The sequence below is a fragment of the Micromonospora sp. WMMD1274 genome (assembly GCF_049179035.1).
Lineage (GTDB): Bacteria > Actinomycetota > Actinomycetes > Mycobacteriales > Micromonosporaceae > Micromonospora > Micromonospora tulbaghiae.
This window is the reverse complement of the sequence record NZ_JBMHMG010000001.1, coordinates 4,808,590-4,830,129: the sequence shown is the minus strand read 5'-3', so window position 1 is coordinate 4,830,129 and position 21,540 is coordinate 4,808,590. Positions and strand designations below refer to the sequence as shown.

24 protein-coding genes are annotated in these 21,540 nt (G+C 72.7%); 4 read left to right on the top strand and 20 right to left on the bottom strand.

The window, feature by feature from the left end:
* Positions 1–6 precede the first annotated feature (6 nt).
* The 12 genes from ACN27D_RS23000 to proS form a co-directional block, all read right to left on the bottom strand.
* Positions 7–330 carry a DUF2469 domain-containing protein gene (locus ACN27D_RS23000; protein ID WP_011905215.1) on the bottom strand — a complete coding sequence of 108 codons (324 nt, stop codon included), beginning with the start codon at positions 328–330 and terminating at the stop codon, positions 7–9.
* A complete protein-coding gene (locus tag ACN27D_RS22995; protein ID WP_120571170.1) occupies positions 327–1,202 on the bottom strand; it encodes a ribonuclease HII in 876 nt (291 codons plus the stop codon). Before ACN27D_RS22995 ends, ACN27D_RS23000 begins: the two co-directional genes overlap by 4 nt.
* Entirely contained in the window at positions 1,196–1,663 is a 468-nt protein-coding gene (locus ACN27D_RS22990) for an NUDIX hydrolase (protein WP_120571171.1), read from the bottom strand. The genes ACN27D_RS22995 and ACN27D_RS22990 overlap by 7 nt, the downstream gene beginning before the upstream one ends.
* A 90-nt stretch (positions 1,664–1,753) precedes the next feature.
* Entirely contained in the window at positions 1,754–2,386 is a 633-nt protein-coding gene (lepB, locus tag ACN27D_RS22985; protein ID WP_120571172.1) for a signal peptidase I, read from the bottom strand.
* Complete coding sequence (gene lepB, locus ACN27D_RS22980) at positions 2,383–3,264, bottom strand: signal peptidase I (protein WP_120571173.1); 882 nt, start codon at positions 3,262–3,264, stop codon at positions 2,383–2,385. Before lepB (ACN27D_RS22980) ends, lepB (ACN27D_RS22985) begins: the two co-directional genes overlap by 4 nt.
* Before the next feature lie 168 nt (positions 3,265–3,432).
* The gene (rplS, locus tag ACN27D_RS22975) at positions 3,433–3,792 is read right to left on the bottom strand and encodes a 50S ribosomal protein L19 (RefSeq protein ID WP_013284591.1); all 360 of its coding nucleotides are present in this window, start codon (positions 3,790–3,792) and stop codon (positions 3,433–3,435) included.
* Between the two features lie 143 nt (positions 3,793–3,935).
* Positions 3,936–4,724: a tRNA (guanosine(37)-N1)-methyltransferase TrmD gene (gene trmD, locus ACN27D_RS22970; RefSeq protein WP_030269961.1), complete on the bottom strand. Its 789-nt coding sequence runs from the start codon at positions 4,722–4,724 to the stop codon at positions 3,936–3,938.
* 13 nt (positions 4,725–4,737) lie between these two features.
* The gene (rimM, locus tag ACN27D_RS22965; RefSeq protein WP_030269963.1) at positions 4,738–5,277 is read right to left on the bottom strand and encodes a ribosome maturation factor RimM; all 540 of its coding nucleotides are present in this window, start codon (positions 5,275–5,277) and stop codon (positions 4,738–4,740) included.
* Positions 5,277–5,537: an RNA-binding protein gene (locus ACN27D_RS22960; protein WP_026268109.1), complete on the bottom strand. Its 261-nt coding sequence runs from the start codon at positions 5,535–5,537 to the stop codon at positions 5,277–5,279. Before ACN27D_RS22960 ends, rimM begins: the two co-directional genes overlap by 1 nt.
* A complete protein-coding gene (gene rpsP, locus ACN27D_RS22955) occupies positions 5,512–5,958 on the bottom strand; it encodes a 30S ribosomal protein S16 (RefSeq protein WP_120571174.1) in 447 nt (148 codons plus the stop codon). The genes ACN27D_RS22960 and rpsP overlap by 26 nt, the downstream gene beginning before the upstream one ends.
* Before the next feature lie 242 nt (positions 5,959–6,200).
* The gene (locus ACN27D_RS22950) at positions 6,201–6,869 is read right to left on the bottom strand and encodes a DUF402 domain-containing protein (RefSeq protein WP_120571175.1); all 669 of its coding nucleotides are present in this window, start codon (positions 6,867–6,869) and stop codon (positions 6,201–6,203) included.
* A gap of 1 nt (position 6,870) precedes the next feature.
* On the bottom strand, positions 6,871–8,277 hold the full coding sequence (proS, locus tag ACN27D_RS22945; protein WP_358170208.1) for a proline--tRNA ligase: 1,407 nt from the start codon (positions 8,275–8,277) through the stop codon (positions 6,871–6,873).
* 69 nt (positions 8,278–8,346) lie between these two features.
* On the opposite strand from proS, the gene ACN27D_RS22940 reads away from it, so the two are divergent.
* Together ACN27D_RS22940 and ACN27D_RS22935 are read left to right on the top strand one after the other, a co-directional pair.
* On the top strand, positions 8,347–8,877 hold the full coding sequence (locus ACN27D_RS22940) for a hypothetical protein (RefSeq protein WP_421499966.1): 531 nt from the start codon (positions 8,347–8,349) through the stop codon (positions 8,875–8,877).
* A 25-nt stretch (positions 8,878–8,902) separates the two neighbouring features.
* A complete protein-coding gene (locus tag ACN27D_RS22935; RefSeq protein ID WP_252449413.1) occupies positions 8,903–9,496 on the top strand; it encodes a TetR/AcrR family transcriptional regulator in 594 nt (197 codons plus the stop codon).
* A 22-nt stretch (positions 9,497–9,518) separates the two neighbouring features.
* Here ACN27D_RS22935 and ACN27D_RS22930 read toward each other — a convergent pair whose 3' ends face one another.
* The 8 genes from ACN27D_RS22930 to ftsY form a co-directional block, all read right to left on the bottom strand.
* Positions 9,519–10,598, bottom strand: a complete 1,080-nt coding sequence (locus tag ACN27D_RS22930; protein ID WP_421499965.1) for an amidohydrolase family protein — start codon at positions 10,596–10,598, stop codon at positions 9,519–9,521.
* A gap of 18 nt (positions 10,599–10,616) precedes the next feature.
* Complete coding sequence (locus ACN27D_RS22925) at positions 10,617–11,195, bottom strand: Uma2 family endonuclease (protein ID WP_120571180.1); 579 nt, start codon at positions 11,193–11,195, stop codon at positions 10,617–10,619.
* Between the two features lie 67 nt (positions 11,196–11,262).
* The gene (gene ffh, locus ACN27D_RS22920; RefSeq protein ID WP_421499964.1) at positions 11,263–12,819 is read right to left on the bottom strand and encodes a signal recognition particle protein; all 1,557 of its coding nucleotides are present in this window, start codon (positions 12,817–12,819) and stop codon (positions 11,263–11,265) included.
* A 114-nt stretch (positions 12,820–12,933) separates the two neighbouring features.
* Positions 12,934–15,195 (bottom strand): [protein-PII] uridylyltransferase, encoded by a 2,262-nt coding sequence (locus ACN27D_RS22915; protein WP_421499963.1) that lies wholly within the window; start codon positions 15,193–15,195, stop codon positions 12,934–12,936.
* 17 nt (positions 15,196–15,212) lie between these two features.
* Complete coding sequence (locus ACN27D_RS22910; protein ID WP_013284578.1) at positions 15,213–15,551, bottom strand: P-II family nitrogen regulator; 339 nt, start codon at positions 15,549–15,551, stop codon at positions 15,213–15,215.
* Positions 15,552–15,576: 25 nt separating this feature from the next.
* Complete coding sequence (locus ACN27D_RS22905) at positions 15,577–16,932, bottom strand: ammonium transporter (protein WP_013284577.1); 1,356 nt, start codon at positions 16,930–16,932, stop codon at positions 15,577–15,579.
* Between the two features lie 166 nt (positions 16,933–17,098).
* Positions 17,099–17,962 carry an aminoglycoside phosphotransferase family protein gene (locus ACN27D_RS22900; protein WP_174361701.1) on the bottom strand — a complete coding sequence of 288 codons (864 nt, stop codon included), beginning with the start codon at positions 17,960–17,962 and terminating at the stop codon, positions 17,099–17,101.
* Positions 17,963–17,970: 8 nt separating this feature from the next.
* Positions 17,971–19,161 carry a signal recognition particle-docking protein FtsY gene (gene ftsY / locus ACN27D_RS22895; protein ID WP_120571183.1) on the bottom strand — a complete coding sequence of 397 codons (1,191 nt, stop codon included), beginning with the start codon at positions 19,159–19,161 and terminating at the stop codon, positions 17,971–17,973.
* A 148-nt stretch (positions 19,162–19,309) separates the two neighbouring features.
* Between ftsY and ACN27D_RS22890 the strand changes: the two genes are divergently transcribed.
* Both ACN27D_RS22890 and ACN27D_RS22885 read left to right on the top strand, forming a co-directional pair.
* The gene (locus tag ACN27D_RS22890; protein WP_121685480.1) at positions 19,310–21,022 is read left to right on the top strand and encodes an alkaline phosphatase D family protein; all 1,713 of its coding nucleotides are present in this window, start codon (positions 19,310–19,312) and stop codon (positions 21,020–21,022) included.
* A 13-nt stretch (positions 21,023–21,035) separates the two neighbouring features.
* On the top strand, positions 21,036–21,461 hold the full coding sequence (locus tag ACN27D_RS22885) for a MarR family winged helix-turn-helix transcriptional regulator (protein WP_120571185.1): 426 nt from the start codon (positions 21,036–21,038) through the stop codon (positions 21,459–21,461).
* Positions 21,462–21,540 lie beyond the last annotated feature (79 nt).

The following is a 21,540-nucleotide window of genomic DNA, read 5'->3' as shown; positions in this document are numbered from 1 at the left end:
CTGCGGTCAGCTCCCGAATCCGGAATCTGCGGGAAGCGAGATGTCGGGCTTTTCGAGCTCTTCCACATTGACGTCCTTGAACGTCATTACTCGAACATTCTTGACGAAACGGGCAGGGCGGTACATGTCCCACACCCAGGCGTCGTGCATCTCGACCTCGAAGTAGACCTCGCCGTCGGAGTTGCGCACGTGCAGGTCGACCTGGTTGGCCAGGTAGAAACGGCGCTCGGTCTCCACCACGTAGGAGAACTGGCGGACGATGTCCCGGTACTCCCGGTAGAGCTGCAGCTCCATCTCGGTCTCGTACTTCTCGAGATCTTCCGCGCTCATCGCACTCCGCCTTCCATGACCACATCTTCCCCCACCGACGCCGGAGGTCGCGGCTGCTCGCCCAACGCCACGCCGACGGTACCCCCTGACGCGCCGCAGTGCCCCATCGGCTCGTCCGGGCGGCCGGCGAACGCTCCGGGCCCGAGACCCGGCAGCCCGGCCGCGGGCTCGGGCCGAGCCGCGTCGGCGCCCACCGGTCGGCGGGCGCGGGGAGGCCGGCCGTCCCGTCCGGAGACGGCGGCCACGTTCACGTACGAGAAGCGGTGTTCCCCGCAGGGCCCGAGCGCGCGCAGGGCAGCGCTGTGCTCGGCGGTGATGTAGCCCTTGTGCTCGGCGAAGCCGTAGCCGGGGAACCGCCCGTCCAGTTCCACCATGATCCGGTCCCGGGTGACCTTGGCCAGCACGCTCGCCGCCGCCACGCACGCGGCCACCCGGTCGCCCTTCCAGACCGCCAGGCCCGGCACGTCCAGCCCGTCGACGCCGAAGCCGTCGGTCAGCACGTACTCCGGGCGGGTGGTGAGCGAGGCGAGCGCCCGGCGCATCGCGGCGAGGTTGCACACGTGCAGCCCGCGGGCGTCGACCTCCTCGGCCGGGATGACCACCACTGCGTACGCCAGGGCCCGTGCCACCACCTCGTCGTAGACGCGCTCGCGGGCGGCGGGGGTGAGCAGCTTCGAGTCGGCCAGCTCGTCGATCTCGCCGCGCCGGCCCTCGGGCAGGATCGCGGCGGCGGCCACGAGCGGCCCGGCGCAGGCGCCTCGACCGGCCTCGTCGGCGCCCGCCACGTGCCGGAAGCCGCGCCGTTGCAGGGCCCGCTCCAGCGCGTAGAGGCCGCCGTCGCGGCGCACCACGGTGCGCGGCGGGGTCAGCACGCGCCACCTCCCCCCAGCACGGCGCCGAGCCGGCCGGGCAGGTCCGGCGGGTAGTAGCGCTCGGCGGAGGCGGCCAGCTCGGCGACCGGCCACCAGCGGTGCCCGTGCACGCTCGCCCGTTCGACGTCGTTGAAGCCGGCCGTGTCGACCTCCCAGCCCGTCACCCGGACCAGGTAGAACTGCTGCTCCTGGCGGTACCAGACGCCGTCGAACGGGAACTCGACGGTCTCCGCCCAGACCGGCGCGCCCAGCTCGGCCGGGGCCATGCGCAAGCCGGTCTCCTCGGCCAGTTCCCGGGCGGCGCCGTCGGCCGGGGACTCCCCCGGGTCCAGCCCGCCGCCGGGGGTGAACCAGTAGCGGTGACCCGGCCGGGCCGGATCACTGCCCTGGAAGAGCAGCACCCGGTCGGACGCGTCGACCAGCAGCACCCGGGCCGCGCGACGAGGGGTGTAGACGGTCACCGCACCAGCCTGCCAGACGCCTGCGACGAACGACCACGCCCTCCCGCCGCCGAGCCGGGGCCGGCGTGCCGGAGCGTGACGCGGGCCGGCTCAGGGATTGGGGATCCCGTCGAACTGCTCGGGGACGCTGAGCCAGGTCGCGCGGCTGACCGGCCAGAAGATGGTGAAGGCCCGGCCGACGACCTCGCCCTCGGGGATGGTGGCGACGTTGATGTCCTCGCCCGACTGCTGCCAGTGCTCCAGCGAGTCGCCGGACGCCTCCCGGTGGTCGCCCATGACCCACAGGCGCCCCTTCGGCACGGTGACGTCGAAGTCCTGGTCGGCGGGCTTGTTGCCGGGGAAGATGAACGGCTCGTCGATCGGCTTGCCGTTGATGACCAGCCGCTCCTGGCCGCCGGTGCGGTCGCAGCAGACCACGTGATCGCCGCCGACGCCGATCACCCGCTTGATGAAGTCCTCGCCGTCGGGGTTGCCGCTCCACTCGGTGGGCGCCTTGAAGACGATCACCTCACCCCGGTGCGGCGAGCGGAAGTCGTAGACCAGCTTGTTGACAAGCACCCGATCGTCGATCTTGAGGGTGTTCTCCATGGACGGCGACGGGATGAAGAAGGTCTGCAGCACGAAGGCACGCACCAGCACCGCGACCAGGATCGCCACGCCCAGGAGGATGGGCAGCTCCTTCCAGAAGGAACTGCGGGGCTTCTCGGTCTGCTCGTCGATCACGGGAGGAGCCTACGTCGCCGGGTACGGCGCGGTCGCCCCGAACCCGCCAGAACGGTGAGCGTCGCCGCGACCGGGAGGATCAGGACGACGCCGCCGACCGGGTCGGGATCCACCGGCAGCGGCCCCGCGGGCGCGGCGTCCGCGCGGGGCACGCTGGTGAACGTCTCCGGTACGGACAGAGTGGTCCACCGCTGCGACGGCCAGACGATCATGAAGGCCCGGCCGACCACGTTCTCGATCGGCACCGGCCCCTGACATCGGGCGTCCTGCGAGACCAGCCGGTGGTCACCCATCACGAAGATCTGCCCCGGCGGCACCACCACCTCGGTGAACTGCCGGGACCGGCACTCCTTGGGATTGGGCGGCAGCTCGACCGGGGAGTCCTCGGAGACGTACGCCTGCTCGTCCAGCGGCACCCCGTTGACCACCACCCGGCCGTCGTCGCAGCACCAGACCTTGTCGCCCGGTACGCCGATGACGCGCTTGATGAAGTCCTTCTCGCCGGGGCGGCTGACGCCCACCAGGTCGCCGAGCGTGCGGCCGACCCGGCCGGCGAAGTTGGCCGGCGGCGCGGGCGCCTCCTGGGCGACCCAGCGGTCGGTGCCCCGGAACACCACCACCTCGCCGCGGACCGGGTCGCGGACGTCGTAGACGACCTTGTTGACCAGCACCCGGTCGCCGACGAGCAGCGTGTTCTCCATCGACCCGGAGGGGATGAAGAACGCCTGGAGCAGGAAGGTGCGGATCAGCACCGCGAGGCAGAACGCCACGATCAGCAGCAGCGGCAGCTCCTGCCAGAGCGGCATCTGGCGGCGGCCGCGGCGGGCCCGCCGGCGCCAGGGATCGACGGCGCCGTCCTCGTCAACCATCTGCACCATGCCACTCTCCGGTCCGCGGAAACGACACTACCGCCCGGGAGTCTCCTCGGAGACCCCACGGGCGGTAGTGGACCGTTTCGCACCGTCCGGCTGCGCCCGTACCGACCAGGGTAATGCGGTCTGGTCGATACGACATCCGCGCAGCTCGGGCGGCGTGGCGTACGGACGTCAGTTCGCCGGCTGCTTCTCCCGCAGCTCCTTGATCTTGGCCTTCTTGCCGCGCAGCTCACGCAGGTAGTAGAGCTTGGCGCGACGCACGTCACCGCGGGTCACGACCTCGATCCGGTCGATGCCCGGGCCGTTGAGCGGGTAGGTCCGCTCCACGCCGACGCCGAAGCTGACCTTGCGGACCGAGAAGGTCTCGCGCAGACCGTCACCCTGGCGGCGGATGACGACGCCCTGGAAGATCTGGACCCGGGACCGGTTGCCCTCGACGACCCGCGCGTGCACCTTGACGGTGTCACCGGCACGGAAGTCGGGCAGGTCGGTACGCTTCGACTGGGCGTCAAGGGCGTCCAGGATGTTCATCGCTGTGTCCTCGTGAGGCTCACGGCGCATCGTCAGTCGATGCGCGGATGGGTGATTCTGACCCCCGGGTGGTGACCGGCGAGACCGGCCCCGGTCGAGGGTCCTCGCAGCCGCCCACGGCGCGGACGGATGCGGCAACCCCTCTACTTTGCCACATGCCCCGGCGGCGAGGAAAATCCGCCCCGGTCCAGCGTCGCCCGGTCCCGCTTGTCGAGCGTCTCCGGGGCCAGCGCGCCGATCATGTCGGGGCGCCGGGCCGCGGTCCGCAGCAGCGACTCGTCCCGCCGCCAGCGGTCGATCCTGGCGTGGTCGCCGGAGCGCAGCACCTCGGGCACGTCCAGCCCGCGCCAGCTCGCCGGCTTGGTGTAGAGCGGTGCCTCCAGCAGCCCGTGCGCGTGCGACTCCTCGTCCAGCGACCCGGCGTTGCCGAGCACGCCGGGCAGCAGCCGGGTGACCGCCTCCAGGATCACCAGCACGGCCACCTCGCCGCCGAACAGCACGTAGTCGCCGAGGGAGACCTCGGTCACCGGCATCCGGGTCGCCGCGTGGTCCAGCACCCGCTGGTCGATGCCCTCGTACCGGCCGCAGGCGAACAGCAGGTGCGACTCGGCGGCCAGCTCGTGCGCCAGGGCCTGGGTGAACGGGACGCCCGCGGGCGACGGCACGAGCAGCCGGGGCAGCGTGTGCCCGTCCGGGCTCAGCTCGCCGGGCGCCAGCGCGTCCAGCGCCTCGCCCCACGGCTCGGGCCGCATGACCATGCCCGGACCGCCGCCGTAGGGCGTGTCGTCGACGGTGCGGTGCACGTCGTGGGTCCAGGTCCGCAGATCGTGTACGGCCAGCCGCAGCGTGCCGTTCGCCCGGGCCTTGCCGATGAGCGAGAGATCCAGCGGGGCGAAGTACTCGGGGAAGATCGACACGATGTCGACGCGCATGCGGTGGCTCCAGCTAGAGGTCGAGCAGACCGCCGGGCAGGTCGACGACGACGCGACCGCCGGCCAGATCCACCTCGGGCACGATCGCCTTGACGAACGGGACCAGCGCGGTACGCCCCTCGGGGCGCCGCAGCACCAGCATGTCGGACGCGGGCGCGTGGTCGATGCGGGCGACCTCGCCCACGTGCTCGCCGTCGCGGGTGACCACGGTGAGCCCGACCAGCTGGTGGTCGTGGAACTCCTCCGGGTCCTCCGGCGGGGCGACGTCGGCGCTGTCCACGCCGAGCAGCGTGTTGCGCAGCGCCTCGGCGACGTCGCGCTCCAGCACGCCCTCGAAGGCGACGAGCAGGCGGCCCTGATGCCAGCGGGCCGACTCGACGGTGAGTGTCGGCGGTACCCGCCAGGCGCCGGGCTCCGACGGGGTGACCCCCGGCTCGGTGGTCAACACCGAACCGGGGGCGAACCGTGCTTCGGGCTCGTCGGTACGCACCTCCACGGTGACCTCACCGCGGATGCCGTGCGGCTTACCGATCCGGCCGACGACGAGAAGCATCAGTACGAGTCGACGATGTCGACGCGTACCCCACGCCCGCCGATGGAGCCGATGACCTGGCGCAGCGCCTTGGCGGTCCGGCCGGACCGCCCGATCACCGTGCCGAGGTCCTCGGGGTGCACGCGGACTTCGAGGCGCTTGCCCCGACGGGAGTCGACCATGCGCACCCGGACGTCGTCCGGGTGGTCGACGATGCCCTTGACCAGGTGCTCCAGAGCGGGACGCAGCGGCATGTCAGGCCTGCTCGCCGGACTCGGCACCGGTCTGCTCCTCGGCCTTGGGGGCCTCGGCCTCCGGCTTGGCGGCCTTCTTGGCCGGCTTCGCCGGGGTGTCCGCCACGCCGGCGGCGGCCTTCGCCTCGGCCTCGTACGCCGCCTTGCGGTCGGCCCGCTCGGGGGCGACCTTCAGCGGCGGCGGGGCGGGCAGGCCCTTGAACTTCTGCCAGTCACCGGTCAGCTCCAGCAGGCGCTGCACGGCCTCGCTCGGCTGGGCGCCGACCGAGAGCCAGTACTGGACCCGCTCCGACTTGACCTCGATCACCGAAGGGTCTTCCTTCGGCTGGTACACACCGACGAACTCGATCGCGCGACCGTCACGCTTGGTGCGCGAGTCGGCGACGACGATGCGGTACTGCGGGTTGCGGATCTTGCCCATCCGCAGGAGCCGGATCTTTACGGCCACAGTTGTTTCGCTCCTGTTGCGATCTCACCGGCCCGTAAGGGCGGTGTGGCGGGTGAGCGCCGACCGGCACAGTGGGGTTTGGGCCGGAGACTGCTCGGTGAACTGGCGACGCGCCCGGGTTAGAGGGCGCCGGACGCGCGCCGGATACCAGCGACCCATTCTGCCAGATCCGGCCCGGAACTCTCACACCGGACCCGGACACCACGCCCGGGGCGGGGCGGGCCGTGACGGAGGACACCGGTTCAGCGCACCGGCGGACGGTCCCAACCGGGCGGAAGTTCGTCCGGTACATCCCATTCCGCGGGTGGAGTGAAGTCGCACCAGGTGCCGTCGAACGGGAACTCGCCCGCCTCGGCGATCCGGATCACCCGCTCGCCCTCGGCGCGTACCGCCTTCTCGTCGGTCACCCAGTAGTGCTCCGGGAACGCCAGCCGCTCGGCGAACTCGTCCTCGTCCTTCCACTCCCAGCTCAGGTCCGGGTGGACCACCACGTCGAGGTCCTGGTCGACCATGTCGACCCCGGCCACCGCGCCGTCGTCCCAGCGGACGCCGGGCTCCTCCAGGTTCACGTACCAGTTCTGGAAGCGCCCCGCCGCGTCGCGGAACCACCAGACCGAGTGGGCCGCGCCAGTGGGCAGGAACTTCAGCACCGGGGGACCGTTCCACAGCCCCTGCGCGAGCCGGTAGGACGACGTCACCCACTCGGCGAACGGCACGGCCCGCATGCCCAGGCCCGCCTCCGTCACCTCGTGCGCGACCGGCGCCGTCCGCGCCACCCAGAGCAGCAGGCCGCGCTCGTCGTCGGAGACCACGCGGGCCGACCGGACCCAGCCGATCCGGCCGTGCCGCACGTTCCGGTGCAGGATCAGCCGCCCCGGCGCGAACCGGCCGGCCGGATCGCCGGGCCGCATCTCAGTACGCGCGGGCGAGGATCGCCACCAGGTCGGGCTCGTCCTCCGAGTCCGGCACCGAGCCGTCGGCGCGCACCAGGCAACGGACCGTCACGCCCTGGCCGTTCGCCTCGGCCTCGCCCTCGACGCCGACCGCCGACCACGGCACCCGCGCCCAGCCGGTGGCGGACGCCTCGATCGCCTCGGCCAGCGTCGACACCTCGACAGTGCGGGACCGGCGGAACTCCAGCGCCTGGTCGTGCAGCGCCCGCTGGTCGGCCTCCAGCGCGGCCAGCACCGCGCCGACCACGTCGGCGACCGGCGTCGGGGCCTTCGAGCCGTCCGTACGCCGGACCACCACGGCGTTGCCGGCGGTCAGGTCACGCGGGCCGACCTCGACGCGCACCGGGTAGCCGCGCAGCTCGGCGTCGACGGCGCGGCGGCCGAACGCGGTGTCGGTCCGGTCGTCGAGCGCCACCCGCACCCCGGCGTCCCGCAGTGCGTCGTGAAGCTTCCGGGCCGCCTCACCGACGCCGTCGCCGTCCTTGACGATCATCACGTACGCCTGGACCGGCGCCAGCTTCGGCGGCACCCGCAGCCCGTTGTCGTCGCCGTGGCACATGATCAGGCCGCCGAGCATCCGGGTGGACGTGCCCCAGGAGGTGGTCCACGCGTGCTCCCGGCCGCCCTCGGCCGAGGAGTAGCTGATGTCGAACGCCTTGGCGAAGTTCTGGCCCAGCTCGTGGCTGGTGCCCAGCTGGAGCGCCTTGCCGTCGCCCATCATGCCCTCGCACGTGTACGTGGCGGTGGCGCCGGCGAAGCGCTCCCGGGCGGTCTTCAGGCCGACCACCACCGGGATGCCGAGCACGTTGACCATCAGGTCCTCGTACGCCTCGTGCAGGATCCGCCGGGCGTAGGCGCGGGCGTCGGAGCGGGTCGCGTGCGCGGTGTGCCCCTCCTGCCAGAGGAACTCACTGGTACGCAGGAAGATCCGCGGGCGCAGCTCCCACCGGACCACGTTGGCCCACTGGTTGAGCAGCAGCGGCAGGTCGCGGTACGAGTCGATCCACTTGGCCATGAACTCGCCGATGACCGTCTCGCTCGTGGGGCGCACCACCACCGGCTCGGCGAGCTGCTTGCCGCCACCGTGCGTGACCACCGCCAGCTCCGGCGAGAAGCCCTCGACGTGCTCGGCCTCGCGCTTGAGGTAGCTCTCCGGGATGAACAGCGGGAAGTACGCGTTCTCCGCGCCGGCCGCCTTGATCCGGGCGTCCATCTCGGCCTGCATCCGCTCCCAGATGGCGTAGCCGGCCGGTCGGATCACCATGGTCCCCCGGACCGGGCCGTTGTCGGCCAGCTTCGCCTTGGCGATCAGGTCCTGGTACCAGCGGGGAAAGTCCTCCGCACGGGGAGTGAGCACGCGTGCCATGACCGCACATCCTATGCGTCCCGTGACGGGTCGCCGCAGCCGGGCGCGCCCGCACTACCATCTGCCGTCATGCTCTCCCCCAGCCCCGACCCGGCACCGGCGCTGGCCCCGCTCGCCGCCCGCTGGGTGGCCTGGGTGGCCGCCCACCGCCAGCCGGTCAACCCGCTCAAGGACACCACCGGCCGGCACGGCGGGCGCCACCAGCCGGACGACGTGTGGTTCCTCGCCGGCACGCAGGGCGGCGGGGTCGCCCGGCGTTGCGTGGTACCGGCGGGTCGCCCCCTGTTCTTCCCGGCGATCTGCTGCTGGCGGGTCGGCCGCCGGGACGGCCCGGTCGCGCCGATGCCCCACGCCGGCGGGCACGCCGAACTGGACGGGGTCGCGGTGCCGGTGCGGCCGGCGGGCTCCCCCGCCTCGTTCCCGGTACGGGGGTTCTTCAACAACGTCGTCACCGCGTGGCCGTGGCCGGTGCACGTCTCCTGCTGGGGCCTGTGGGGTCTGGTGCCGCCACCCGCGCCGGGGACGCACCACCTGGCCTTCGGCGGCCACGACGGCGGAGCGTTCCGGGTCGAGGCGGAGTACGACCTCGAGGTGCGCTGACGAGCGCCCGTAGACTTCGATCACCATGCCTAAGCCGAGGAATGTCACACCGGTGCGCGAGTCGATCGTCGACGCCGCCCGTTCGCTGACCGTCACGACCGGCTGGGCCGGGGTCCGGATGGGCGCCGTCGCGAGCGCGGCGGGGGTGAGCCGGCAGACGGTCTACAACGAGTTCGGCACCAAGGCGGGCCTGGGCGATGCGCTGGCCCGGCACGAGGTGGACCGGTTCGTCGGCCAGGTCCGGTCCGCGCTCGACGAGCACGACTCGGACGTCCGCGCGGCCGCGTACGCGGCGATCCACCGCACCCTCGCCTCGGCCGCCGAGAACCCGCTGGTCCGGGCGGTGCTGACCAGCACCCGGGGCGGTTCGGAGGAGCTGCTGCCGTACCTGACCACCCGGTCCGAACTGGTGCTCGCCGAGGCCGCGGCGGCGCTGCTGGAGTGGACCGGGCACCGCCTGCCGGACGCCGACCCGGCGGCGCTGGCGTTCGCGGCGGACAGCGTCGTACGCCTGGTGGTGAGCCACATCGTGCTGCCCGGCGGCCCGGTCGAGGAGACCGCCGACCGGCTGGCCGACCTGGCGGTGCGCCTGTTCGTGATGGCGGCGACCGCCCGCTAGGCCCGCCGCCCGCGACGGCCGCTCAGCGGACGACCCGGCCGCGCAGCACGATCCGGCTGGGCGCGCGGACCACGCTCAGGTCGCGGCGCGGATCCTCGGGGTAGACCACCAGGTCGGCGAGGCCGCCCTCGACCAGCCCGGGGAAGCCGAGCCACTCGCGGGCCCCCCAGGAGGCGGCCGCCAGCACGTCCGGGGCGGACATCCCGGCCTGCTCGTGCAGCAGCAGCATCTCCTCGGCCGCCAGGCCGTGGTCGATGCCGCCGCCCGCGTCGGTGCCGACGTAGATCGGCACGCCCGCCTCGTGCGCGGCGCGCACCACCTCGGGGAAGCGGTCGCGCAGGGCGAGCATGTGGTCGGCGTACCCGGGGAACTTGGGCCGGGCCTGCTCCGCGATGTGGCCGAACGTCCGGATGTTGATCATCGTGGGGACCAGCGCGGTGCCCTGCCGGGCCATCAGGTCGATCAGGTCGAGGCTCAGCCCGGTGCCGTGCTCCACCGAGTCCACCCCGGCCCGCACCATGATCTCCACGGCCGACTCGGAGAAGGTGTGCACCGCCGCGCGTACCCCGGCGACGTGCGCGGCGGCGACCGCCGCGGTCATGGTGTCGGCGTCCCAGGCCGGCGCCAGGTCCCCCACCCCCCTGTCGATCCAGTCGCCGACCAGCTTGACCCAGCCGTTGCCGGCCGCGGCCTGCGCGGCCACCGTCGCGGCCACCTCCGCGGCGCCGACCTCCACGCCGATGTCGCGCAGGTAGCGCTTCGGCGGCGCGACGTGCCGGCCCGCGCGGGACAGTCGCGGCAGGTCCGGCTCGTCCTCCAGTTCGGGGTACGGGTACGGCGAGCCGGCGTCGCGGATCGCCAGCACGCCCGCGTCCCGGTCGATCCGGGCCAGCTCCCGGGCCTGGTCGAGGGAGGTGATCGGGCTGCCGCCGCGGGCGATGCCGATGTGGCAGTGCGCGTCGGTCAGGCCGGGCAGGACGAAGCCGCCGTCGGCCACCGTCTCGGCGCCGGGCACCGGTTCGAAGGTGACCCGGTCGCCGACCAGCCAGACGTCCCGGACCTCGTCGTCGGGAAGGAACACACCGCGCACGTGCAGAGCCATGTGCACAGTCCTACCCGATCAGTCCTCCTCGCCGGCGAGCAGGTCGTTGCGGCGCGCGGTCAGCGCCGGCAGGTCGACCGAGACCTTCCAGGGCCGCTCGGTGACGAACAGGTCCTCGGCCTGACTGACCTGCTTGTACTCGCGATTGGCGCCGAGCACGTACTCAGTCAGCGTGATCTTCTCCTTGACCGGGTCGAGCACCCAGTAGGAGCGGACACCGGCGTGCGCGTAGACCCTGGCCTTGTCGTACATGTCGCGGAAGGTGGAGGTCGGCGAGATGACCTCGACGGCGAGCACCGCGTCCTCGACCGGCAACGGGCTCCGGTTGGCGTTACCCCGCACGACCGCGACGACGTCCGGCCGGGGCTCGTTCCGGTGGTCGACCCGCATCGACAGGTCGATCCCGACCTGGTACTCCTTCGGGCAGTTGACGCGGAGCGCGAGCAGCAACTCGACACACATGTCCTGGTGCAGCAGAGTGGGCGACGGCACGATCAACCTTCCGTTGATCAGTTCGTACGGAAGGTCCTTGGGCAGTTCGCCCAGGTCGTCGACCGTCCACTCGTGCCGCTCCGGCAGGATCGGGGCCGCGGTCATTGACATCTCCTTCCAGGGGGCGACATCACCTTAAGAGACAGCAATGTCGCCCACCGTCACCGACACGCTAGCGGGGGCCCTTGTCGCCGCCCTTGCCCAGCTTGTTGAAGTCGATCTTCGGGAGCTTGAAGCCCGGCGGCAGGCCCTGCCCACCGGCCAGGTCGCCCGGGTCCAGGCCCGGCGGGAGCTGCGGCATGCCGCCGCCCGGGAAGCCGCCCGGCATCCCGGCGCCGGTACGCGGCCGCCCGCCGCCCTTGGTGCCCTTGCGCTTGTTCTTCGGCGACTTGGTCGCCTTGCGCCGGCCACCGCCGGGCAGGCCCATCATGCCGCCCATCTGCTTCATCATCTTCTGCGCGTCGGCGAAGCGGTTGAGCAGCTGGTTGACGTCCATGACGGTGACGCCGGAGCCGCCCGCGATCCGGGCCCGGCGGGAGCCGTTGATGATCTTCGGGTTGGTGCGCTCGGCCGGGGTCATCGACCGGATGATCGCGGTGACCCGGTCGAAGTGCTTGTCGTCCAGCTCGGCGAGCTGGTCCTTCATCTGCCCCATGCCCGGCATCATGGCCAGCACGTTGGCGATCGGGCCCATCCGCCGGACCGCGATGAGCTGGTCGAGGAAGTCCTCCAGCGTGAAGGTCTCCCCGCCCATCAGCTTGGCGGTCATCTTCTCCTTCTGATCGGAGTCGAAGGCCGCCTCGGCCTGCTCGATCAGAGTTAGGACGTCGCCCATGCCGAGGATCCGGCTGGCCATCCGGTCCGGGTGGAAGACGTCGAAGTCCTCCAGCTTCTCGCCGGTGGAGGCGAACAGGATCGGCTGGCCGGTCACCTCGCGGACGGAGAGCGCAGCGCCACCGCGGGCGTCGCCGTCGAGCTTGGACAGCACCACGCCGGTGATGCCCACGCCGTCGCGGAACGCCTCGGCGGTGCGTACCGCGTCCTGACCGACCATGGCGTCGATGACGAAGATGACCTCGTCGGGCTGGACCGCGTCGCGGATGTCCGCGGCCTGCTGCATCATCTCGGTGTCGATACCGAGCCGGCCGGCGGTGTCGACGATGACGATGTCCCGGGCGGCGCGGCGGGCGTGCTCGATCGAGTCGCGGGCCACCTGTACCGGGTCGCCGACGCCGTTGCCGGGCGCCGGGGCGTACACCTCGACGCCGGCCCGGCCACCGAGCACCTGGAGCTGCCCGACGGCGTTGGGACGCTGGAGGTCGGCGGCGACGAGCAGCGGCTGGTGGCCCTGGCTCTTGAGCCAGCGGGCCAGCTTGCCGGCGAGCGTCGTCTTGCCGGAGCCCTGGAGGCCGGCCAGCATGATCACCGTCGGGGGGTTCTTGGCGAACTGGAGCCGCCGCCCCTCGCCGCCGAGGACGTTGATCAGCTCCTCGTTGACGATCTTGACGATCTGCTGCGCCGGGTTGAGCGCCTGGGAGACCTCGGCGCTCCGCGCCCGCTCCTTGACGTTCGCGATGAAGCCCTTGACCACCGGCAGGGCGACGTCGGCCTCCAGCAACGCCATCCGGATCTCGCGCGCGGTGGCGTCGATGTCGGCGTCGGTGAGCCGGCCCTTGCCGCGGAGCTTGGTGAAGATCCCGGACAGGCGGTCACTCAAGGTGTCAAACACGCGAACATCCCGTTTGTCGTTTTCGGCGGGCACATGCTGCCGGGCCGGTGGTCCAGCCCACCGTTAGGGTATCCCGCCGCCCACCCGCCCGCTCCGGCCCGGCAGCCCGTTCCGCTACACGGCGGCGAGCACGGCGGCCTCGATCCGGGCCCGTTCCTCGTCCGAGAGCCCGCCGCCGACCAGGTAGAACGTGTCCACCACGTCGCCGCCGAGCGTCGAGATCCGGGCCGCGCGCACCTGGGCGCCGGCCTCGTCCAGCGCACAGGTGACCCGGTACAGCAGCCCGGCCGCGTCGGCGGCCCGCAGCTCCAGCAGGACCGCGTCGGTGGCCGCCTCCCGGTGCCAGACCACCCGGGGTGCGGCACCCTGGCCGCGCGCGGCGAGCGCCCGGCCGCGCAGCCGCTGGATGACCGAGACGTCGCCACCGACCGCGCGGCGCAGGTCGGCGCTGAGCGCGATCGGCTCCGGGGCCAGCCCGTAGCGCGGCTGCACCCGGCACTCGACCAGGGCCCGGCCGTCGACGGTGGCGGCGTCCGCGGAGATCACCTCCAGGCGGTGCAGCGCCAGGCAGCCGGCGACCGTCGCGAGCAGCCCGCGCCGGTCGGCCGCGGCCACCGACACCCGGTCCTCCCCCAGGTGTACGACCGGCAGCGGCCCCGCCACCAGCGCCGGGTCCGGAGCCGGTGGGGCGGGCACCACGCCCGTGTCCAGCGTGGTGCGGACCCGGCTCACCAGTTCGGCGATCAGCCGGCCCTTCCAGCCGGACCAGGCGGCCGGGCCGGTGGCGGCGGCGTCGGCGCGGACCAGGGCGTGCAGCAGTTCCAGCGTGCCGGTGTCGCCGACGCGCCCGGCGACCCCCGCGATGGTCTTCGGGTCGGACAGGTCGCGCCGGGTGGCCACGTCGGGCAGCAGCAGGTGCAGCCGGACCAGTGTGCCGATGAGCGCCGCCTCGTCCGGCGGCAGCCCGACCCGGGTGGCGACCGCCTCGGCCAGCGGCGCGCCCACTGTCGAGTGGTCGCCGGGCAGTCCCTTGCCGATGTCGTGCAGGAACGCGCCGAGCAGCAGCAGGTCCGGCCGTTCCACGTCGCGGGTGTGCCGGCTCGCCTCGTACGCGGTCTGGACCAGGTGCCGGTCGAGCGTGAACCGGTGCACCGGGTTGTGCTGGGGCAGGCTGCGCATCCGGGTCCACTCGGGCAGCCAGCGGTCGATCAGCCCGTACCTGTCGCAGGTCTCCCAGGCGGACACCAGGCCGGGACCGGCGCCGAGCAGGGTGATCAGCGCGGCGCGGGCCGCCGGTGGCCAGGGCGCGGGCAGCGGCGGGCAGTACGCGGCCAGCCACTCGCAGGTGGCCCGCGCGATCGGCAGCCGGGTGGTGGCGGCCGCGGCGGCCACGCGCAGCGACAGGCTCGGGTCGGGGCGGGCCCCGATGGCGGTGCGGGCGAGCACCAGTTCCCCGTCCTGCTCCACCACGTCCCGGGCGACCGGGCGGCGCAGCGGGCGGCCGGGCGCGGCGCGGTGCCGGCCGGAGCGGAGCCGGTCGGCGGCCCGCCAGGCGTCGTCGAGGGCGTGGCTCACCGTGCGGGCGTCGCCGGCCACCAGCCGCAGCAGCGCGTCGCCGTCCTCGGCGCCGAGCAGGCGCGCCACGCCGTCGCGTTCCTGGGCGACCAGGCGGTCGACCCGGCGGCCCACCTGCTGGTGCAGCGCGTCGCGGGTGTCCAGCAGCCGCCGGTGTGCCGCGTACACGGCCGGGCGGAGCGCGTCGGTGACCCCGGCGGTGGCGATGGCGCGCAGGATGCCCACGTCGCGCAGCCCGCCGGCCGCCTCCTTGAGGTCGCCTTCGAGCAGGAAGGCCAGTTCGCCGTGCGCCTCCCAGCGGGCGGCGGTGATCTCGCGCAGGCCGGGGAGCTGGCGGATCGCGGTCCGCCGCCAGTGGTCGGTGGCGGTACGGGAGAGCTGGTCGGTGAGCGCCGGGTCGCCCGCCACGTGCCGGGCGTCGAGCAGGCCGAGGGCGACCTTGACGTCGTCCTGGGCCACCGACAGCGCCTCGGCGACGGTGCGCACCGAGTGGTCCAGCCGCAGGCCGGCGTCCCAGATCGGATACCAGAGCGACGCGGCCAGCTCGTCGATGCCGGGCACCCCGGCGTGCAGCAGCACCAGGTCGAGGTCGCCGTAGGGGGCGCACTGGCGGCGGCCCAGCCCGCCCACCGCGACGAGCGCGACGCCGTCCCGGTCCGGGAAGGCCCGGCACAGCCAGGCGTCGAGCGCGTCGGCCCGCGCGGACCGGGCGGCCGCGCCGATGCCCCCGGGTACGCCGACGACCTCGTTGACCACCGCCTGGCCCTCGGAGGGGCCGGTGGCGGTGGTCAACGAGGTCATGTCGGCGGATCCGGCGATCAGAGGGCGTCGAGCCCGCGCTCGCCGGTACGCACCCGGACGACCTCCTCGACGCCGGTCACCCAGACCTTGCCGTCGCCGATCTTGCCGGTCCGGGCGGCGCCGACGATCGCGTCCACGATCTTGTCGACGTCCATCTCGTCGGTGAGCACCTCGACCCGGATCTTGGGCAGGAACTCGACCGTGTACTCGGCACCCCGGTAGACCTCGGTGTGCCCCTTCTGCCGGCCGTAGCCCTGGACCTCGCTGACGGTCAGCCCGGCCACGCCGAGCGCGTGCAGGGCCTCCTTCACCGCGTCCAGCTGGTACGGCTTGATGACCGCGGTCACCAGCTTCATGTCCAACCCCTCCATCCCAGGAACGTTAACCGGCGACCTTCTCGCTGACCGGCGCGGACTCGTCGGTCTCGACGGCGGGCTCCGCGGCCGGCTTGCCGGCGCCGATCCCGGCCATCGCGAACGCGCCACCGCTGCTGCCCGTGGTGGGCGACAGGTCGTAGCCGCTCTCCGCGTGCTCGGCGATGTCGATGCCGTCGACCTCGGCCTCGGCGGAGACCCGCAGGCCGATCGTCTTGTCGATCACGAAGCCCAGGGCGAAGGCGACCACGAACGAGTAGACGCTCACGATCAGCGCGCTGATCGCCTGCTTGCCGAGCAGCGAGGCGTCGCCGCCGACGAACAGGCCGTCGGTCTCCACCAGCGAGCTGACCGAGGCGGTGCCGAACAGGCCGATCCAGAGGCAGCCGATCCAGCCGCCGACGAAGTGCACGCCGACCACGTCGAGCGAGTCGTCGTAGCCGAGCCGGTACTTCAGGCCGACCGCGAGGGCGCAGACCGCACCGGCCACCACGCCCAGCAGCACCGCTGCGGCCGGGGTGATGAACGCACAGGCCGGGGTGATCGCGACCAGGCCGGCGATGGCGCCGGACGAGGCGCCGACCAGGGTCGGCTTGCCGTCGCGCAGCCACTCCACCACGATCCAGCCGAGCAGCGCGGCGGCGGTGGCGACCTGGGTGTTGATGAACGCCAGCGCGGTGACCCCGTCGGCGGTCAGCTCGGAGCCGGCGTTGAAGCCGAACCAGCCGAACCACAGCAGCGCGGCGCCGAGGGCGACCATCGGGACGTTGTGCGGCTTCATGCTCTCGCGCGGCCAGCCGACCCGCTTGCCGAGCACGAGCACCAGCGCGAGCGCCGCCGCACCGGCGTTGATGTGCACGGCGGTACCACCGGCGAAGTCCAGCGCGCCGATGTCGCCGCCGATCAGCCCGCCGCCCCAGACCATGTGGGCGACCGGGAAGTAGACCAGCGTGGCCCAGCCGAACGCGAACAGCAGCCAGCCGGCGAACTTCACCCGGTCGGAGAGCGCGCCGCTGATCAGCGCCACGGTGATGATCGCGAACATCATCTGGAAGGCGATGAAGACGTAGATCGGGATGCCGGTCTCGCCCCACAGGTCGTTCTCGCCGACGAAGGTCTTGGTGCCCAGGTACTGGCCCAGGTCACCCCAGAACCTGCCGCCCTCGCCGAAGGCGACGGTGAAGCCGTAGAAAAGCCACAGGATGCTGACGAGCCCGATGGACGAGAAGCTCATCATCATCATGTTCAGAACGCCCTTGGACCGGTTCAGGCCGCCGTAGAACAGCGCGAGACCGGGGGTCATGAGCAGCACGAGGGCAGTCGAGACAAGCAACCAGGCAGTGTTCCCGGTGTCGATCTCCACGCTGCCTCCTCTCGTTGTCGTATTCCTCCCTCCGACTGAGACCTGGCAGCATCGCCCGTCAGCCGGTTGCGCGGAAGCTTTGTCGCCGGCTGTTTCCTTCAGCGACACCGCGCGATTTCCGACGCGTGACGGGTTGTTTCCGGCGTGTGAAGAACGCCGATCTTGGTCAGCGGAGCGCGTACTCCAGCTGGTGCCGCTCGTAGTCGAGCAGCCGCAGGTCGCGCATAGGGCGACGCAGGTGACCCTTGTGGACGATCCGGACGAACGCCGGCTCACCGGCGGCGGCCATCCGCCGGATGCCCTCGACGTGGTCGACGATGCGCTTGCGGATGGTCCGGATGAGGCGGTGCCGGTCGCGCGGGATCAGCCCGTACGCGTCGGCGAACAGCCGCAGCCGGCGCGGCCGGTCCGGGTGCTTCCAGCCGAGCGTGATCGAGTCGCGGTCGGAGAAGATCGGCACCCAGGTCCAGGCCGCGTACGCCACGTCGTAGATGCGGGCGCCGGGCGAGGCGAGGTCGAAGTCGATCAGCCCGAGCGTGCCGTCCGGCCGCCAGATCACGTTGTGCGGCGCGGCGTCGTGGTGGCAGATGACCTCGGTGTCCGGCGGGGGCGGCCCGAACGAGCGCCAGACCGCGCCGGGCGGCGGGGTGAAGCCGTACTGCGCGTCGTGGAACATCCGCAGCATGGTGGCCACCGTCACCAGGGCCTCGTCGGTGACCCAGTGCGGGGCCAGCGGGTACTCCCCGCACTCCCCCTCCAGGTACGACAGGACCTCCCGGTTGCGCTCGTCCATGCCGAGCGCCCGGGGCGCGCCGGTGAATCCGACGTACTCCAGGTGGCGCAGCAGCGCGTGCACGGAGGGCGTCCACGGGCCGGCGTTGCGCCGGACCGTGTCGCCCACACGGACCACTGTGCTCACGTTCCCGCCGTGCAGCGGGATCTCCTGCGAAGTCACGTACGGTCTCCCGAGGCGTGGCGACGGGTGGCTGGGGTCGCGCCACCCCGCGTAGGCGCGATCGTCAGTCGTCACGGGAGAGGCTACGCGTCCCGGGCGAGCGGCTCGGTGCCGAGCAACGCGTCGACGAACTGTGCCGGGTCGAACGGGGCCAGGTCGTCCTTGCCCTCGCCGAGGCCGACGAGCTTGACCGGGATGCCGAGTTTGCGCTGCACGGCGATCACGATGCCGCCCTTGGCCGTCCCGTCGAGCTTGGTCAGCACCACGCCGGTGACGTTCACCGCCTCGGTGAAGACCCGCGCCTGCTCCAGCCCGTTCTGGCCGGTGGTGGCGTCGAGGATCAGCAGCGTCTCGTCGATCGGGCCGTGCTTCTCCACCACCCGCTTGACCTTGCCCAGCTCGTCCATCAGGCCGACCTTGTTCTGCAGCCGGCCGGCGGTGTCGATGAGCACGGTGTCGACGCCGGTGTCGATGCCGCGCTTGACCGCGTCGAACGCGACGCTCGCCGGGTCGGCGGCCTCGGGCCCGCGGACCGTCTCGGCGCCCACCCGGCCGCCCCAGGTCTCCAGCTGGTCGGCGGCGGCGGCCCGGAACGTGTCGGCCGCGCCGAGCAGCACGCTGCGGCCGTCCGCGACCAGCACCCGGGCGATCTTGCCGCAGGTGGTGGTCTTGCCGGCGCCGTTGACGCCGACCACGAGCACCACCGCCGGGACGCCCTCCTTCGGCGCGGTGCGCAGCGCGCGGTCCAGGCCCGGGTCGAGCGCGTTGACCAGCTCGGCGGCGAGCAGCGCCCGCAGCTCGTCACCGGTACGGGTGCCGAGCACCCGGGTCCGCTCGCGCAGCCGGTCGACGATCTCCCGGGTGGCATCGATGCCGACGTCGGCGGTGATCAGGCTGTCCTCGATCTCCTCCCAGGTGTCCTCGTCCAGCCGGTCGCGGCTGAGCAGGCCGAGCAGGCCCTTGCCGAAGACGTTCTGCGAGCGGGACAGCCGCGAGCGCAGCCGGACCAGGCGGCCGGCCGTGGGCTCCGGCACCTCGACCTGCGGCACCTCGACCGGAGGGGCCGGCGGCGCCTCCACCACCACGCCGGTGGTGAGTTCCGCCTCCGGGGCCTCGACCGGCGGGCCGGCCAGGTCCTCCTCCGTCCGGGTGTCGACCTCCGTACGCGGCAGCGGCGGCTGCGGGCGCCGGCGCAGCCGGGGCACCACGAGGCTCAGGCCGCCGATGATCAGCACGCCGAGCAGGGCGAGAGCGACGAGGAGGTATTCCGTCATGCCCGAAATCCTGTCAGATGCCGGCGACGGCGTCCCACTCACCGCCTCGGCACGCGAACAACCTGCGGGTACGCTCGCACCGGAAGGCGTACCGCAACCGCCGGCCGGGTAGGGAACAGCCGAAACGATCTTGTCGGAGGTGTATGTCGTGCCCGGTTCCCGCCTGCTCATCGGCCCGTTGCTGCGCCGGGTCGTCGACACGCGGGCGACCGTCTGGGTCGAGACGAGCGCGCCCGCGGTGGTCACCGTCCGCACGGCCGACGGCGCCACCGGCAGCGCACCGACCTTCTCCGCGTACGACCACCACTACGCGATCGTGGTGGTGACCGGGCTCACCCCGGACAGCGTCACGACCTACGAGGTGCTGATCGACGACGAGGTGGCGTGGCCGCTGCCCGACTCGTCGTTCCCGCCCAGCGTGATCCGGACCCGCGCGCTCGACGACGCGGACCAGCCGGTGCGGCTGCTGTTCGGCTCCTGCCGGGAGACCACCCAGCACTCCACCGCGCGGAAGCTGCCGCCGGACGCGCTCGACGCGTACGCCCGGCGGGTGATGGCCGCGCCCGACGACGCCGCGCTGCCCGACCTGCTGGTGCTGCTCGGCGACCAGGTGTACGCGGACGAGACCTCGCCGACGGTGCGGCGGCTGCTCAAGCGGCGCCGGCGGCGGCCGAAGGACGCCCCGGCGACGCAGGTGGTCAGCTTCGACGAGTACACCAAGCTCTACCTGGAGTCGTGGCGCGACCCGGAGATCCGCTGGCTGTTCTCCACCGTGCCGAGCGTGATGATCTTCGACGACCACGAGGTGATCGACGACTGGAACACCTCGCAGTCGTGGCGCGCGGACATGCGCGAGCAGCCGTGGTGGGCCGAGCGGATCCGCAGCGGCCTCGCCTCCTACTGGGTCTATCAGCACCTGGGCAACCTGAGCCCGGACGAGATCGCCGCCGATCCGGTGTACGCGAAGGTGATGGCCGCCGAGGACGCCACGAGCGTGCTGCACGAGTTCGGCGAGCGGGTCGACAAGGAGGCCGACCTGGCGCACGACACCGAGCGCTGGCGGGCCGTGCAGTACCAGTGGAGCTACGCGCTGGACCTGGGCCGTACCCGCCTGGTCATGCTGGACAACCGGTCCAGCCGGGTGCTCCAGCCGGGCAACCGGGCGATGCTGCCGCCGGGCGAGTGGTCGTGGTTCCTCGACCAGGCGCACGGCACCTACGACCACCTGGTGGTGGGCAGCTCGCTGCCGTGGCTGCTGCCGCCGGGCATCCACCACGTCGAGGCGTGGAACGAGCGCCTGGCCGACTCCAGCCGGCCCTGGGTGGCCCGGCTCTCCGAGCAGATCCGCCGGGCCCTGGACCTGGAGCACTGGGCGGCGTTCCGGCGCTCGTTCGAGGCGCTGGGCGAGCTGTTCGCGCGGCTGGGCAGCGGCACCGCGCCCCGCACCGGGGCGCGGGTGGGCGCCGGGCCGGCGTACGCGCGACCGGCCTCGATCAGCGTGCTCTCCGGTGACGTGCACCACTCGTACGTGGCCCGGGCCCGGTTCGCCGACCGCGACGTCCGCACGCCCGTGCACCAGCTCACCTGTTCGCCGATCCACAACCAGGTGCCGGCCGGCATGCGCCCGCTGATGACGCTCGGCTGGAACCCCGGCCCAGCCGGGGCGACCCGGGCGCTGGCGCGTTCGGCCGGGGTACGCCGCCCGCCGGTGCGCTGGCGGAAGCTGGCCGGGCCCTATTTCGGCAACGCGGTGGCCACGCTCACCCACCAGGGCCGTAAGGCCGCCGTGGTGATCGAGGGCACGACCAGCGACGGCGAGCTGCGGCCGGTGGCGCAACAGCAACTCAGCGACGGGGACTGAGTACCCTCTGAGCGTGGACGAGACGCTGCGCGCCGTGGAGCACGAGTTGACCGCGTTGCTGCGCCGCGGCCGGGCGCTGTCCTGGGAGATCGCCCGCGAGGTCCACCCGAATCTGGAGCCCAACGCGTACGGCCTGCTGCTCTGGCTGCGCCGCTCGGGCTCGATCCGGCTCACCGACCTGGCCGCGAAGCTGGGCATCGGCAAGGGCACGCTCAGCCGCCAGATCGGCGGGCTGGAGGCGCTGGGCCTGGTCCGCCGCGACCCGGACCCGACGGACCGCCGGGCGGCCCAGCTCAGCCTCACCGAGGAGGGCACCCGGCGGTTCGACGCGGCCCGGGCGGCCCGACTCGGACAGATAAGGCGTTCCCTCGAAAGCTGGCCGCAAGAGGACGTCGCGGACCTCGCCCGCCTGATGCACCGCTTCAACGAGTCGTTCTGACCCGGCCCCACCTGGAACAAAGCCCGCCCGGGTGAAGTTGTTGCTTTGGGCAACCACCTCATACGGTTGCCCAAAGCAA

Bases quoted from the DNA above. Each gene is read 5' to 3' on its own strand.
- ACN27D_RS22930 (WP_421499965.1), bottom strand. From the start codon at position 10,598: ATGGCTCTGCACGTGCGCGGTGTGTTCCTTCCCGACGACGAGGTCCGG.
- trmD (WP_030269961.1), bottom strand. From the start codon at position 4,724: ATGCGCGTCGACATCGTGTCGATCTTCCCCGAGTACTTCGCCCCGCTG.
- ACN27D_RS23000 (WP_011905215.1), bottom strand. From the start codon at position 330: ATGAGCGCGGAAGATCTCGAGAAGTACGAGACCGAGATGGAGCTGCAG.
- ACN27D_RS22940 (WP_421499966.1), top strand. From the start codon at position 8,347: ATGCTCTCCCCCAGCCCCGACCCGGCACCGGCGCTGGCCCCGCTCGCC.
- ACN27D_RS22950 (WP_120571175.1), bottom strand. From the start codon at position 6,869: ATGCGGCCCGGCGATCCGGCCGGCCGGTTCGCGCCGGGGCGGCTGATC.
- ACN27D_RS22925 (WP_120571180.1), bottom strand. From the start codon at position 11,195: ATGACCGCGGCCCCGATCCTGCCGGAGCGGCACGAGTGGACGGTCGAC.
- ACN27D_RS22915 (WP_421499963.1), bottom strand. From the start codon at position 15,195: ATGACCTCGTTGACCACCGCCACCGGCCCCTCCGAGGGCCAGGCGGTG.
- proS (WP_358170208.1), bottom strand. From the start codon at position 8,277: ATGGCACGCGTGCTCACTCCCCGTGCGGAGGACTTTCCCCGCTGGTAC.
- ftsY (WP_120571183.1), bottom strand. From the start codon at position 19,161: ATGACGGAATACCTCCTCGTCGCTCTCGCCCTGCTCGGCGTGCTGATC.
- lepB (WP_120571173.1), bottom strand. From the start codon at position 3,264: ATGGTGCAGATGGTTGACGAGGACGGCGCCGTCGATCCCTGGCGCCGG.
- ACN27D_RS22910 (WP_013284578.1), bottom strand. From the start codon at position 15,551: ATGAAGCTGGTGACCGCGGTCATCAAGCCGTACCAGCTGGACGCGGTG.
- rimM (WP_030269963.1), bottom strand. From the start codon at position 5,277: ATGCTTCTCGTCGTCGGCCGGATCGGTAAGCCGCACGGCATCCGCGGT.
- rplS (WP_013284591.1), bottom strand. From the start codon at position 3,792: ATGAACATCCTGGACGCCCTTGACGCCCAGTCGAAGCGTACCGACCTG.
- ACN27D_RS22935 (WP_252449413.1), top strand. From the start codon at position 8,903: ATGCCTAAGCCGAGGAATGTCACACCGGTGCGCGAGTCGATCGTCGAC.